Genomic DNA, 14,469 nt, shown 5'->3' on the forward strand with positions numbered 1-14,469 from the left:
TGACATGCTGCCGGTGAGGTGAAGGTCCTTCGCTGAGGCCGAGGTGATGGCCGAGGTGATGGGCGTGCCGGCTCAGTGCGGCGAGTTCGTACGCGGAGTGGCGTTGGCTCGTGGCTAGCTGGAAGGGGACGACCGACCGCGTTCGCGGTGGTCGCCTGCGCCTTGCGGGAGGCGGAGGGTTCGCCGTCCGGTGAGGACCTGTTCGACGAGGCCGTGCGCAGCGCCGAGGTCGTGTGGATGTGGGGCACATGTCCTGTGCGGCCCGGAGTGCACCGCACCGCCAGCGGGCGTGGCAGGTCCGCTGCGGTCAGGTGGGAGCGTAGGCCGTGGCGACCGGGGGGACGCCCAGGCGGGCTCGGGCCGGGTGGGCCGCCATGTGCAGCGGCGGTTGGGGGGACGGACCGCGGGGAGCCGGGATGCGGGGGCGGGGCGCGCCCGCGCCGCGGGTGGGCGGGCCGTCGGCAACGGCTGCGTGGTCGCTGACGTGGGAGGTGTCCCCGAGCGCGGACGCACCCGAAGTCGTCGTCGGCTCGGGCCAGGTCAGGCCCGCGCTGCGCTGGAACCGGGTGACGGCGGCGACGGCGAGGGCCGCGCGCAGGGTGCACAGGCCACGCAGCCCGTCGAGGCGCTGGCCGGTGAGCAGACCGATCCGCTGCAGGCGGCGGTCCAGCGTGTTGCGGTGGATGCCCAGCCGCTCACAGGCACGGTGGCGGACACCGTCGGCGGCGATGAGGGCGGTCAGGGTGTCCCAGAGGACGGGGTGCTCGTTCAGCGGCTCGACCATCTTGAGGAGCCGCTCGGAAACGGCCGGGGTCTCCGCCGCGCCGTACTCCACCAGGACGTCGTCGAGTCCGTACACCCCGGGCGGACAGTCGAGGGCGAGGAGCGTGGCGCAGATCCCGTCGGCGACCGTCACTCCGCCCGCCTCCAGTTCGGCCCGCCCGTCCGGCGCGCCGACGGCCGGGTCCTGCCAGTGGACCGCGATCCAGACGTCGCCCGGCAGGTCCTTGTGGGCTTCGCGGGCGAGGGAGACGGCCTCCTCCTGGTCGGCGGCCGGCAGCAGGACGTGGGCGCCTTCGTCGGAAGCCGGTACGACCGCGGCGGCCAGCCCCCGGAAGACCCGGTGGATGTCGGCGATCGTGCAGGACAGGGCGCGCACGGCCAGCACCGCGCGGGCCTTGGTGGACGTCTCCTGGGTGAGGTGCGCGGGGGCCTGCCGGGGAGGCTCCGGATCGTCCTCACCGCCGGTCCCCACCTCGAAGAAGCCGCAGTTCAGCTCCCGGCCCACCAGCCGGCCGGCGTCCCCGAGCCGCAGGACCATCACCTCGTGCGTCAGAGCGTCCTGGTCATGGGCGCCGACCGTGCACCGGTTGATGAGATGGCGCGTCATGCCGCCCACCATGGCGAGCAGTTCGTCGAGCGACCGGCCGCGTCTCGCCCACGCCCGGCCCTCCGCACGGATACGAGCCGCGCTCTGCCAGCTCCACTCGCCCTGGCCGGACACCACCTCGGTCAGAGCCGAGAAGATCTCCCAGCGGACTCTGCGGCATCCTTCGTCGACATCCTCGATCCCCTCCGACGCGAAGAGTGGGTGAAGATCAGGTACGGCCCCCGCGTGTGTGGTCATGTCAGGACAGCAAAGTCCACGAACTTCAGAGATACATCAAAGTCCGCTCAGAGCACGATCGGAAAACGAACCGAGGGATCATCCCTGTGCCATCATGACGAGGACAGCAGGTGATCCCGTCTTCCTCGATTCCGCGGGCAGATCTCGACAACAATGGGTTCTTACCGACTTCATGGTGCGCACACGATGAACCAGAGCGACACGTCCTCGAAAACGACCGTGCTCGTCGTGGAGGACGAGTCCAGCATCGCCTCCATGCTCACCATGGCGTTGCAGTTCCTCGGATTCGAGGTGATCACCGCCGGCCTGGGGGGTGAGGCTCTCACTCTGGCGGCCGACCGTGCCCCGGACGTCGTGCTGCTCGATGTCGTCCTTCCCGACATGGACGGCTTCGAGGTCTGCCGGGGGCTGCGGGACGCGGGCGTCAACGCTCCCGTCCTGTTCGTGACCGCCCGCGACGCGGTGGAGGACAAGGTCCGGGGCCTCGAACTCGCCGACGACTACGTCACCAAGCCGTTCGACCTCAACGAGGTGGTGGCCCGGATCCGGGCCGTCATGCGCCGCGGACGTGAACTGACGCCTGTCAACGGCCGCAGGCTGCGCGCCGGCTGGGTGGAGCTGGACCGGGACACGCGCGAGGTCTGGCGGCACGGCGAGCTCGTGCAGCTGTCGTCGACGGAATTCGCGTTACTGCGCTATCTCCTGGAAAACGCCGACCAGGTCATCTCCAAGGCGCAGATGCTGGACCACGTCTGGAGCTACGACTTCCGCGGCGAGTCGGGAATCGTCGAGACGTACATCTACTATCTGCGCCGCAAACTGGGCGACACCGACCAGACGCTGATCCACACCGTTCGCGGCGCGGGCTATCTGGTGCGCTCCGCCCCTCCCGGACACCTCAAGGAGGACTGAGGTGTCCACCGCCGCGTACGCCGCCCCGAGCCGTCGCGAGGACCGGGGGGCCCGGTTCCGCGCGGTCGCCCCGTGCTCCCTCCGCAGGCTCGCCTGGGGTTTCCTCGTGATCGCCGCGATCGGTGTGCTCGGTGCCGACCTCTACTGCGTGTCCACGCTGTCGTACCGCCTCCGGGAGCGCACCGACCGGCAGATCGCGCAGACCCACCACGCGCGGCTGGAGGCACTGCGTGCCGGGAAGGGCCTGTATCCGGACCGGGACGGATCAGCGTCCCTGGTGACCGACGGTCGTGGAGCCGTGCGCCTGGCGACGGGGCCCCCGTCGCTCCTCGCCGGCCTTCCGACATCGGCGGACCAGTTGCGCGAGCGGGACCGCGCCGGTCACCCGCTGCCGGTGGCGGGCCGAGCGGCACGGGCGCTCGTGGACCGTCTGCCGGACGGCACCTATCTGGTGACCGCGCGGTCCACGGGCGCGGACGAGGCGACCGTGCGGACGCTGATGGGCATCGAGACCGCCACCAGCATCCCCCTGATCGCCGTGCTGGCTCTCGGGGCCCTGTGGACCAGCCGGTGGGCCTTCGTCTCCCTGCGCGAGATGTCGCGCGACGCCCGGCGGATCGCGGAAGGCAGTGGCGCCCCGTCGGAACGCATCCCGGTCCTGACCCAGCCGCTGAGGGAACTGCGCTGCGCCGCCGACACCTACAACTATCTGCTGCGGCGCATCGAAGAGGGTTCGGTGCGCCGCCGGAAGGAGGAGAACAGACTGTGCGAGCTCGTCGACGCCGCCAGTCACGAACTGCGCACCCCGCTCACCACCATCACCGGGTACACGCAACTGGCCCTGATCCGGGCGCTGGACGACCCGCGCCGGCTGGACCAGGCGATGGAGCAGGTCCAGAAGGAGACCCGGCGCCTGATCAGCCTGGTGGACGACATGCTGCTGCTGGCCCGGCTGGGGCACGGCGGGATGCTCGAACAGCGTCCGGTGGACCTGGCCCAGCTGTGCCTTCAGGCGGTGCCCCGGGCTCAGAGCTCCGGTGCTCCGCGCACGCTGCGCTGTGTGGTGGAGTCCTTCCCTCACTGGGTGGAGGGCGACCGGCGGTGGCTGGAGCAGGCGATCGACAACCTGCTGGCCAACGTGCTGGCCCACACCCCCGAGGACACCTCGGCCGTGGTCCGGCTGGGCCTGGACGGGGAGCGCCACGTCATCGACGTCATCGACGACGGCCCCGGCATCGACGAGTCGGTGCGGGACCGCATCTTCGAGCCGTTCTTCCGCGCGGCGAGCGCCGCACCGGCGAATCCTCGGGCGCCCCGGTGCCCGGGCCGCGGACTCGGGTTGAGCGTGGCGGCGGCGGTGATCACCGCACACGGCGGTTCCATCGGTCTCGAACCGACCGAGCGGGGCGCCTGGTTGCGGGTCAGCCTGCCGGCTGCGGGACGAGAGCGCGTTCTGGACGCCGCGGCGCCCGGAGCACTGCCCTGAGCCGCGACCGACGCGGTACGCCTCTTCACCCCGGCCGGACCGGCGCCGGGCATTCCGGCGAAAACCAGGGATTCCCCTAGATCTACCGAGCGGGAGTGCGTCACGTCCGCGCCAGTCGCATGTGATCCGGCTGAGGGGCGGAATCCGGCAAGGGGTGACCGTGCGCCGCGGCGCTCCGAATCCGTACGACGGCCTTGAGCAGCGCTTTTCCGACGGGCGCCGCGGGGTCGGTGGGCGGCGGTGCGGTGCTCGTGTACGGACACGCGGTCGGCGGGGCGGGTCCTTCGAAGAGTCGGGGCCGCAGCCCCCCGACTGCGCGGCGAATCCCCCGTATGTCCGACTCCCCCCTTCCCACCTGGTCTTCCTTTCCTGTCGACGGCCATAGCGCGTTGTAACACCCTCGTCACGCGGAGACTTGCCGACCCGAGAGGGGCCTTGGGTATCGTGCCGCCAAGCAAGGCTTGTTTTCATCGCGTTGGCGCAAGGCACCCGGATCGGGCGGTGAGGTGTATTTTCGACGGACCGGCGAGGAGACCGAGGTGTCGGTGCCTCACCCCCTGAACTCGGCGCGGAGCCCCCACAGACGTGCGGCGGTAGGGGCCCTGTTCCTCGTGGCCGTTCTCCTGACCCTGTCCGCCGGGCCGGTGCAGAGCGGCGGGCCGTCGGCGGTCAGACCGGCCACCGCCTGCGCGACGACCCTCCACTCGGGCGCCACCGGTCGCGGCGGCGATCGCGTGGCCGTGATCGGCGGCGGCACGCACAGCATGGGGATCGTGGGGCCGATACCCACCCTGCGGGCCCCTGGTTCGCGGGCGCTGCTCAAGCTGGCACTGCTCTTCCTGCCGTTATTGGCGGCTGTCGGGCTCTGCGCCCAACTGCACAGGGAGCGCGAGAACCGGCGCAAGTCCGAGCAGCGGATGATGGCGTTCGTCGCGACCGCCTGCCACGAGTTGCGCACTCCGCTCACCGCGATCTCCGGCTATGTCCAGTTGGCCCGACTGGGCGGGCTGGCCGATCTGGAGAAGTTCGACCTGGTCATGGCCCGCATGGCCGACGAGAACCGCCGTATGTCGGGCCTCCTGGACGAGTTGATGCTGCTCGCCCGTCTCGACCTGGGCCAGCCGCTGCGCCGTGAGCCGGTCAACCTCGCCCAGTTGTGCCGTGAAGCGGTGGCCGACGCCCAGGCCTGTTCACCGCACCATCCGATCCGGCTCACGATCCTGCCGGGCACCCACGCGGTCACCGGCGACCGGGACCGCCTCTACCAGGCGGTCGCCAATCTGCTGGCGAACGTGCGGCACCACACGCCCGACGGCACACGCACCGCGCTCGGTCTGGGCACCGAGGACGGTTTCCGGGTCATCGAGGTCATCGACGACGGGCCGGGCATACCCGTCGAGTTGCGCCACTCGTCCTTCGAACGGTTCGTCCACGGCGGGCAGACGCCGGCCGGGACGGTGGTCACGGACACGGGCGGCGGGAACGGCCTGGGACTGAGCGTCGTAGCGGCCATCGTCACCGCCCACGGCGGCACGGTGTCCCTGGAACCCGGCCGCCGGGGGGCGTGGTTCCGCATCCGGCTGCCCGCCTGAGCCGGGCCGGCCCCGCCGCTCCGCCGCCGGATTTCCGGCGCGACGCACCGGTCCCGGCAGGGAGCAAGAAGGTGCCATGTCCGGCGAGAAAGAACTTCGAGGGAGCCCGGCAGCGCACAGGGAATGTCGCACATTCAATCGTCGCGAAGCAGCTGCCCGGAAAACTGACTTAAATTCTAGGCGATTCACTAGCCACGGCTCATTCACACCTGCTCCACATCGGCGCGAATTGGATGAACCGGACAGCAATACCCGCCAACACGGATTCTTCCGGCCTTTCCGGGGCGCTGTCGCGATGCCCCCAAGACCATTCCCGGCACCGCATTTTTCACATGACATACAAGCGGACAGGGCGAATCCGCTACAATCCAGAGCGTTGTGTGTGCGCCAACCATGAACCAAGAACAAAGCGCTAGAAACCGTTTACAAAGCGGTGAGCGCCTTACGCCCTTCACCCATGGGCCCCTGTGGACTTAGAGCCACACGCCGCCGTGCAGACCCCGCGGCCCGCTCGTTCTCCCCTCACCTCCCCGCACAGAGCCCATCAAGTGTCCGTCCCCCACAGAACATTCGGTGGCCCCGTGAACCGCATCCCGGCCTTACCGGCCCATCGACCACCCAGCACGCTTGAGATCCCGGCCGACCTCCTGGTGGGCAGATCCAGCGTGTTCTCGGCACTGATCGACCACATGCCCCGGACCGACTCGGGATCAGCCCCCGGCGTGATGCTGACCGGGCCCGCCGGAATGGGCCGCAGCTCGGTGCTGCGGGCCTTCTGCGACCTCGTGGCCCCCCGGGCGTCCGTGCTCCTCGCCGGACCGCTGGACGGAACCTGGTACGACGCGGCCGGATCCGCACGCGGCGACGCCCCTCTCGGCCGGCCCTCGCCGGGCGGAGGCCCGCTGTCGTGTCATCAGCTCCACGAGACGGTGCTGGAGCTCTGCCGGCGCGGGCCCGTGGTGCTGGCCGTGGACGACGCGCACCTGTCCCGCCCGCAGTCGCTGCGCGCACTCGACTACGTCCTGCGCAGATCCCTCGGGCTGCCGCTGCTGCCCGTCATCACGGCGGCCCCCGTCGCCGAGCCACCGGCCCTTGCCCGGCTGCTCACCCACCATGCGTGGACCACGGTCGAGTTGACCCCCCTGTCCGACGCCGACATCGCCGAACTGCTCACCCGGCGGCTGGGACACGAACCCTGCGCGACCCTGCTGCGCGAGTGCCTGGAGCGCTCCGAGGGCAACCCCTCGGCCGTGCACGCGCTCGCCGACCGGCACACCGGCACACCTGACGCGACGGACGACGAGACGGGCAACGGCCCCACGACCTCCCAGGGTCTGGGAGCGCTCCCCTCCTCCGCCTCCGCCGTCCTGTCGGCCGTGGCCGTGCTGGGGTGCGCCGACCCCGAGCTGGTGAGCGAACTGATCCGGATGCCCCTGCCCGCCGTGCGGCGCGCTCTGCACCAGCTCACCGAACGCCGGGTCCTCCCGCTCGGCGGCCCGCGAGCCCCCTCGCGGGGACCGGCCGCCGTCGTGCCGGACGGCCTGTCGAGCGACGACCTCCTTCCGCTGTACGCCCGCGCCGCCCGGCTCCTGGAGGACGCGGGCCGCCCACCGGCCCAGGTGGCGGACGTGCTGCTGCGGATCCGCTACGGGGCCGCGCCGTGGATGCTGGAGGCCCTCTACAGCGCGGCCCTGTCCAGCGACTCGCCGGACGCCGCCGTGCGCTACCTGTCGCACGCGCTGGACATCGGCGCCGGCGAGAACACCCGCATGCTGCGCCGGATCAGGGCCCTGCTCGCCGACACCCTCAGCACCGCCGCTCCGGAACTGGCCGTCCACCATCTGAACACGCTGCTGGCGAGCAGCACCGACGGACACGAACTCGCCGACATCGCGCTGCGGTACGCCGACACCCTCGTCGTCCTCGGCCGCGGTGACGAGGCCGCCCGGCTGCTCGCCGACGTGCTGGACCACCGGGCCGGTATCGGGAAGGTCGTCGTCCCGCAGGAGAGCCGCCCCGCGCTGGAGTCCGCGCTGCTGCTCACCGGAGCACTGGGCCCCGGGACCGTGCACTGGGTCCGGGAGCGCTCCCTCGCCTCCGGCGAACCCGCCGGCAACAGCCCCGGCGACCGCCGGCTGCGGCTCGCCCGCGCCGCGCTGTCGGTGCTCAGCGGCCGCCCCGTGCGCGAGCACCCCCGCCTCCGCGCCGTCGACGCCCCCGGCACCCCCCTGGACGACCTGTCGCTGATCGCCTCCGCCGTCGTCGCGAACCTCACCGACGACAACACCGCGGCGCTGGACACACTCGACCGGCTCCTGGGCAGCCGGCTCCGCGGGGAGCTGGACCCCAGCCGGATCCACGCCCTCACGGTCCGGGCTCTGGTGCTCAGCGCGACCGGCGACCTGCTCGCGGCCGAACGGGACAGCCGGCACGCTCTGGAACTGGAGCGCCGGCGCGGCGACGGCCCCGCCGTCACGTCCGCCGTCGTCTTCGCCTACGTACTCGCCCAGCGCGGCACCATGGCCGCCGCCGCGGCCGTCCTCTCCGAGGTCGCCTGCACCGAACTGCGACGGCTCTCCTACATCCACCCCGTGTACTGGTGGGCGACGGCCGCCGTGCGACGAGCCGAGGGCGACCTGCGCGGCGCGCTGATCACCCTGCGCGCGAGCGGCCGGGCGCTGGGCCCGGAGGGCACCGAGTCCCCGCTGGTGCTGCCGTGGTGGCTGGAGGCGTCCGACCTGCTGACGGAACTCGGCCGCCCGGCCGAGGCACGCCGGGTGGCGGCCCAGGGCGGCGCGCACATAGCCCGCTCCGACACCCCGCGCAGCGCCGGACTGGCCCTGCTGGCCCGCGGTCTGGCCACTCCGGGCCGCGCCGGCCACCGGCTCCTCGACGAGGCCTGCGCGCGACTGGCCGACTCCCCCGCCCGGTTGCTGCGGGCCCGCGCCGAATACGCGCTGGGCGCCGCCCTGCTCGACGACGGGGACCCCCTGGCCGCCCGGCCCCGGCTCCGGACCGCGCTGGACCTGATGACCGGGTGCGGGGCGGGCAACGCCGCGAAAGGCGTCCGGCTCCGGCTCGCCGAGGCGGGTGGGCGCCCGCGCCAGCCCACCAGCCGCCCGGACGACGCCCTGACGACACGGGAGCGCAGGGTCGCCGCCCTGGCGATGGCCGGCCGCTCCAACCGGGAGATAGCGGAAGCGCTCTACATCACCCGGCGGACGGTCGAACTCCACCTGACCCACACCTATCAGAAGCTCGGCGTGAGCGGCCGGGAGGAGCTCGTGGGCGTCCTGCGGGCCACCCCCCGGCCCTGTGCGGCCCAGGCCGGTGACGGGGGACGATGAGCACCGCACCGGACCGCCGGACCACACCCCGTAACCCCTTCCTGCTCAAACTGGCCTCGCTGGACGGCTTCACACCGCTGTACGGACGGCAGGCCGAACAGGCGGCGCTGCTGCGCATGATGAACCGGCTCGCCGTCGGACAGCCCGGGGTGACGGTGATCCACGGCGTCCCGGGCACCGGACGCAGCCGCCTGCTGCGGCGGGGCATGGCCCTCGCCCGGGTCTCCGGTGTCCAGGTGCTGACCGCTCTGGGCACGGCCCCGTCCTCGCCCGCCCCCTACGCCTTCGTACGACAGCTGCGGCCGGTCCGTTCCACGGCGGGCGGCCCGGCCCCTGCCGCGGAGCCGCCCGCGCAGGACTCGGTGCAGGGGTGGTGCCGCTCCCTCCTGGCCACCGCGTCCCGGCCCACGCTCCTCGCCCTGGACGACGTCCAGTGGGCGGACCCGGAGTCGGTGCAGGTGATCGCGGGGCTGCTGCGGCGGCTCGCCTCGGCCCCGCTCGGGGTGCTGCTGACCGTCGCCTCCGCCGACGGCGAGTTCCCCGACAACTGCGCGGAACTCCTCGACCAGGCGGCCGTCTTCCCCGACGGCCGAGGGCTGCTGCTGGACCTGGCGCCGCTCGGCGTGCCCGAGATGCACGCGATGTGCACCGCGTCGGGACTGCCCGTCCCGGCGGCATCGGACGACGCCTGGTGGGCAGACGTCACCGGGCTCACCCGTGGCAGCCCCTGGGTGATGCTGCGGGCCCTGGAGAAGCTGCGCCGCGAGCCCGCCCTGGTGTCCGCCGTCGGGCTGCGAACGGCGCTCGCCCAGCAGATCGAGGCCGCGGACCGGGACCGGGCCACCGAGTCGGCCGCGAAACTGACCGAGGGACCGCTCGCGCTGATCCGCGGTCTCGCGGTCGCCCGGGATCTGCTGCCGCTGGACCGGGTCGCCGCGCTCGTGGGGCTGGACGAGGCCGAACTGTCGGTGGCCGTCAGGACGTTGCGGGTACACGGGCTGATCGGCCCCGGCGATCCCCCGCGGCTGCGGATGACGGGCTGCACGGCCGGGCTGCTGGCCGGTACGGACGGCGACGAGCGCAAGCGGCTGCACGCGCAGGCGGCCCGCTGGGCGCACCGCTGTGACGCCGACGAGGAGGCGCTGTCCGTCCTGCTGCTGAACACCGTGCCGCTGGGCGAGCCCTGGGTGCCGCCGGTACTGCGCCGCACCGCGCGCACCCTGCTCGCCCGGGGCCGGCACGCCGGGGCCGCGGAGCTGCTGGAGCGGGCGCTGCGCGAGCCGCTGCCCCCGGCGGAGCGCGCCGAAGTGCTTCTGGAGGCGGCCGAGGCGTACGCGATGATCGCGCCCGAGGCCGCGGACCGCAGGATCGCGGAGCTGCTGTCCGCGGCGCAGGCCCGACCACAGGTGCGCGCGGCCGCCGCGGACCTGTTGCTCAGCCGCGGCGAACCCCAGGCCATGCTGTCCCTGTCGGCCCGGCTGTACGGGACGCCCGGCGCGGAACCGGCGGGCGTCCCCTCCCGGAGCCGGCCCACCGGCGTCCCGCAGCCCGGGACCACGGCACGCGGTGCCAGGACGGCCGCCCGCGGTGAGCCGGGGCCGGACGCCCGTTCGGCCCGTCTCGCCGCGGACGCGTGGCGGCGGACGGTGCGGGGACACGACGCGGCCGCGGTGCGCGCGCTGTGCCTGGACGCCCTGCGGGCGCCGCTCGACGAAGCGCTGTTCCCCCGGTTCACCCTCTGCTGCGCGTTGTCCGTCGCGGACGCCCACGAGGCCGCCCGTGACGCGCTGGACGTGACCCTCGCCGAGGCCGCACGTCGTCGCAGCCCCGCGCTGGTGGGGTGGGGGCGGCTGCTGCGCGCCCAGCTCAGTCTGCAGGCCGGTGCCCCGGACACCGCCGCGCACGACCTGTCCTCCTGCCGGTCCCTGGCGCCGCTGGAGGTGTGGGATCCCACCCGGCTCACCCTGCTCCGGGCGACGGAGATCCGTCTGCTGGTGGCGCGGGAGCGGTACGCGGAGGCCGGCCGACTGGCCGGTGCGGAGCCGCCGCCCGGTGCCGAGGAGAGCGGCCCCTGGATTCATCTGCTCTACGCCCGCGCCCAGTTGTATCTCTGCCAGGGGCGTCCCCGGCAGGCACTGGCCGAGGCCGAGGAGTGCGGCCGGCGCACGGCGGCGCGTGGGTGGTCCAACCCCGCACTGGTGGCCTGGCGCTCGCTGGCGGCCCTGGCCCACCTGGGTTGCGGGGAGGACGACCGGGCGGCGGAGCTGTTCGCCGAGGAGGCGCGGCTGGCCGAACGGTGGGGCACCGGCTCCGCACTGGCCTGGACCGACCTGCGCCGTGGCCTCGGCTCGCCCGCGCCACGGGCGGCACGGCTGACCGAACGCGCCCTGCGTCGGCTGGGGCCCACCCCCGCGTCCCGGCGATACGTCCAGGCCGTCGTCGCCCGGGAGGCTGCCGGATCGCGCCGGGGGGAACGGGCGGACAGCGCGTCGCCGGCCTCCGAGACCCAGGACGGCGGCACTCCGATGGGCCCATGACGCCGCGCACCGACCCACCCCGCACTCACCCCCCCAGCTCAACCACATCGCGCAAGGAGGCCGCTGGCATGCTGCTCGAGCGGCAGAACGAACTGAAAGAGGCGGCCGAGGCTCTTCGGCTCGCGGCACACGGCAACGGATCCATGGTCGTGATCAGCGGGCCGCCCGGAAGCGGCAAGTCGGCCGTTCTGTCGGAGATCGGCGAACTCGCCGCCGGTCTGGCCACCGGCCCGACGGCCGGGTCGGTGGTGCCCGGCCGCCCCTTGGTGATGCGTGCCTACGCCGCCCCCTCTGAGCGTTCCTTCTCCCTCGGTGTCACCCGGCAGCTGCTGGAACCGGTGCTCAAGTCGGGTGCGTTCGCCGCCAGATGGTGCTCGGGACCCGCCCGGCCCGCGCTCGCCTTCCTCCAGGGCGACCCGGAGTCGCCCCGGCAGCACACCGCCACGGCGGTGCGCGCCCTGCTGGCCATGGTGGAGAACATGAGCCAGGAGCGGACACCGGTCCTGCTCATCGACGATCTGCACTGGGCGGACGAGGGCACACTGGACTGGCTGGACCAGTTGGTGCGGCAGGTGCCCCATCGGGGCATCCTGGTCGCGGCGACCGTCTGCGAGGGAGAACCGGCGACGGAGCCGCCCGGTGTGCGTCCGGTCGCCGCCGCCGAGCACATCCTGTTCCCGGCCCCGCTGGGCACGGCGTCGGTCGACGCCCTGATCCTGGAGCGCCTGGGCGTGCCCGCCGACCCGGAGTTCGTCTCCGCGTGTCACGACGCCACGCGCGGTAATCCGCTGCACCTGGTGTCGCTCCTGCAGGAGTGCCAGTCCCGCGGCATCGCCCCGGTGGCGGCCGAGGCGTCCAGGGCGGCCTCGCTGGTGCCGCCCGCGCTGCGCCGGCGACTGCTGCTGAGTCTTCAGGAACAGCCGCCGTCCGTGCTGGCCGCGGCCCGTGCGCTGCAGGTCCTCGGGGACGGTGCCGATCCGCAGGTGGTGGGTGAGCTGGCCGGACTGGACCGGGTGGACCGCGAGGCCAGTCTCTGGCGGCTGCGCCGGCTGACGCTGGTCGTGCGTCAGGGCACCGCTCTCGCGCTGGCCCATCGGGCGGTGCACGAGGTGATCGAGGACGCCATGCCACCGGGCGAACGCAACCGGCTGCACCTGAAGGCCGCCGCGCTGCTGCGGTACCGGGGCAGCACGCCCGAACGGGTGGCCGGCCATCTCCTCGCCACCACCGCCCCGCTGGACGACGACTCGGTGGCGGCGCTGCGCCACGCCGCCGAGGCGGCCACGCTGCGCGGCGCCCCCGAGACGGCGGCGCGCTATGTGCGCCGGGCGCTGCGCGACGTACCGCCGCACAGCGAGGAGCGGGCCGGGTTGCTCGTGGAACTGGCGGCCGTGGAGCGCAGTTTCGCGCCGTCGGTGGCGGTCAGGCACATCACCCAGGCGTTCCCGCTGCTGGCCTCGGCCCGGGCCCGGGCCGAGGCGCTGCTGACGCTGACCCCGGTGGCGACCGGTGCCACGCTGCTGCCGCTGGGGGACGCGATGCGGCAGACGGCACGGGAGCTGACCGCCGCGGAGGCGCGGCCGGCCGACCGGCGGCTGCTGGAACTGCGGCTGGAGGCCCGGCTGCACCATCTCTGCGACATCGATCCGTCGGTGCTCGCGTCGGCCGCGGGCCGTCTGACCGGACTGGGCGGACGGCCGGAGATGACGCACGCGGGCCAGCGTGAGCTGCTGGTGGCCCTGATGTACACGGTGACGGTGTCCGCGGCGCTGCCCGCCGCGCAGCTCAGGACACTCGCGGCCCGGGTGCTGGCGCACGAGCCGGCGCGCGCGGCCCATGTGCACACCATGCTGCCGCTGGTGGTGCCGGTCTCGGTCACCACCGACTCCGTCACGGGACTGATGTCCTGGCTGGACACGGCCCTGGCGGACGCGGAGCGCCGGGGCGGACGGCTGGAGCAGTCGGTGGTGCTCAGTGAGCAGGCGCTGGTCCTGCTCGCCCAGGGCAGGCTGTCGGCGGCGCGGGAACGGGCGGTGCGGGCCTGCTCGGTGATCGGACCGCAGGAGGCGAGCACGCTCTCGCTCATCGCCCTGGCCATGGTGGCGCTGCGCACCCGCGAGCCGGAACTGGTCGACGAGCTGCCGGAGCGGATCCGCGGTGTGCACGAGAACTGCGTGCTGGCCGGGCTGCTCACCATGGTGCGGGGCATGAAGGCGGAACGGCGGCACGAGCCGGCCATGGCCGTGGAGCACTTCCTCGACGCCGAGTACGCGCTGGAGCGGGCCGGTTGGCGCAATCCGGTGCTGGCGCCGTCGGCGTACTGGGCGGCCCGCACCCTGCACCGCATGGGCGAGGCCGAGCGGGCCGAGCAGCTGTGCGAGCAGCACCTCGAACAGGCGCGTGTCTGGGGTGCCCCGTCGGGTCTGGGCCGTGCGCTGGCGCTCCGGGCGGCCGTGACGGACGCGGCCTCGGCGCCGAGGCTGCTGCGGGAGGCGGCCGGGGTGCTGGAGGGGTCCGCCGATCTCCTCACGCGGGCGTCGGTCCTGCTGCGGCTCGCGGAGGCGGTGGCACCCCGCCATGCCGCGGAGGCGGAGGCGGCGCTGCGCACGTCGTACGAGTTGGCGGTGGACTGTGGAGCCTCTCGGATCGCGGCCCGCGCGCAGGAGATGCTGGGGCCGGCGGCGGTGGGTGTCCCGACGCGGGGGCGGCTGACGTCGGCGGAGCGGATGGTGGCGCAGATGGCCGTGGAGGGGCTGACCAATCAGGCCATCGCCGACGCGCTCGGCGTCTCCCGGCGGGCGGTGGAGAAGCATCTGACGAACTGCTACCGCAAGATGTCGACGTCCGGCCGATCCGGGCTGGCGAGCGCGCTCGAGGACGCGGGCCTGTTCGAGCCGACGGGCGCGTCGGCTCCGCCCGCCGAAACGATCCGCCCCCAGGGAGCGGCGTGAGCGCGGGGCGGATCGTG

7 protein-coding genes are annotated in these 14,469 nt (G+C 73.4%); 6 read left to right on the forward strand and 1 reads right to left on the reverse strand.

The genetic code is table 11. From position 1 onward, the window contains the following. Nucleotides 1-307: 307 nt before the first annotated feature. A complete protein-coding gene (locus ACFY2L_RS35305) occupies nucleotides 308-1,627 on the reverse strand; it encodes a helix-turn-helix domain-containing protein (protein ID WP_390824375.1) in 1,320 nt (439 codons plus the stop codon). Between the two features lie 186 nt (nucleotides 1,628-1,813). On the opposite strand from ACFY2L_RS35305, the gene ACFY2L_RS35310 reads away from it, so the two are divergent. The 6 genes from ACFY2L_RS35310 (at nucleotide 1,814) to ACFY2L_RS35335 (ending at nucleotide 14,452) form a co-directional block, all read left to right on the forward strand. After that, nucleotides 1,814-2,539, forward strand: a complete 726-nt coding sequence (locus ACFY2L_RS35310) for a response regulator transcription factor (RefSeq protein WP_390662546.1) — start codon at nucleotides 1,814-1,816, stop codon at nucleotides 2,537-2,539. 1 nt (nucleotide 2,540) lies between these two features. Next, nucleotides 2,541-4,025 (forward strand): sensor histidine kinase, encoded by a 1,485-nt coding sequence (locus ACFY2L_RS35315; protein WP_390824376.1) that lies wholly within the window; start codon nucleotides 2,541-2,543, stop codon nucleotides 4,023-4,025. 611 nt (nucleotides 4,026-4,636) lie between these two features. Further along, the gene (locus tag ACFY2L_RS35320) at nucleotides 4,637-5,617 is read left to right on the forward strand and encodes a sensor histidine kinase (RefSeq protein WP_390662548.1); all 981 of its coding nucleotides are present in this window, start codon (nucleotides 4,637-4,639) and stop codon (nucleotides 5,615-5,617) included. 650 nt (nucleotides 5,618-6,267) lie between these two features. Continuing rightward, the gene (locus tag ACFY2L_RS35325) at nucleotides 6,268-8,964 is read left to right on the forward strand and encodes a LuxR C-terminal-related transcriptional regulator (protein WP_390824398.1); all 2,697 of its coding nucleotides are present in this window, start codon (nucleotides 6,268-6,270) and stop codon (nucleotides 8,962-8,964) included. Then, complete coding sequence (locus ACFY2L_RS35330) at nucleotides 8,961-11,501, forward strand: AAA family ATPase (protein WP_390824377.1); 2,541 nt, start codon at nucleotides 8,961-8,963, stop codon at nucleotides 11,499-11,501. Before ACFY2L_RS35325 ends, ACFY2L_RS35330 begins: the two co-directional genes overlap by 4 nt. A gap of 68 nt (nucleotides 11,502-11,569) precedes the next feature. After that, the gene (locus ACFY2L_RS35335; RefSeq protein WP_390824378.1) at nucleotides 11,570-14,452 is read left to right on the forward strand and encodes an AAA family ATPase; all 2,883 of its coding nucleotides are present in this window, start codon (nucleotides 11,570-11,572) and stop codon (nucleotides 14,450-14,452) included. The last annotated feature ends 17 nt before the right edge of the window (nucleotides 14,453-14,469 follow it).

Source organism: Streptomyces sp. NPDC001381 (genome assembly GCF_042895685.1).
In the GTDB taxonomy this organism is placed as follows: Bacteria; Actinomycetota; Actinomycetes; order Streptomycetales; family Streptomycetaceae; genus Streptomyces.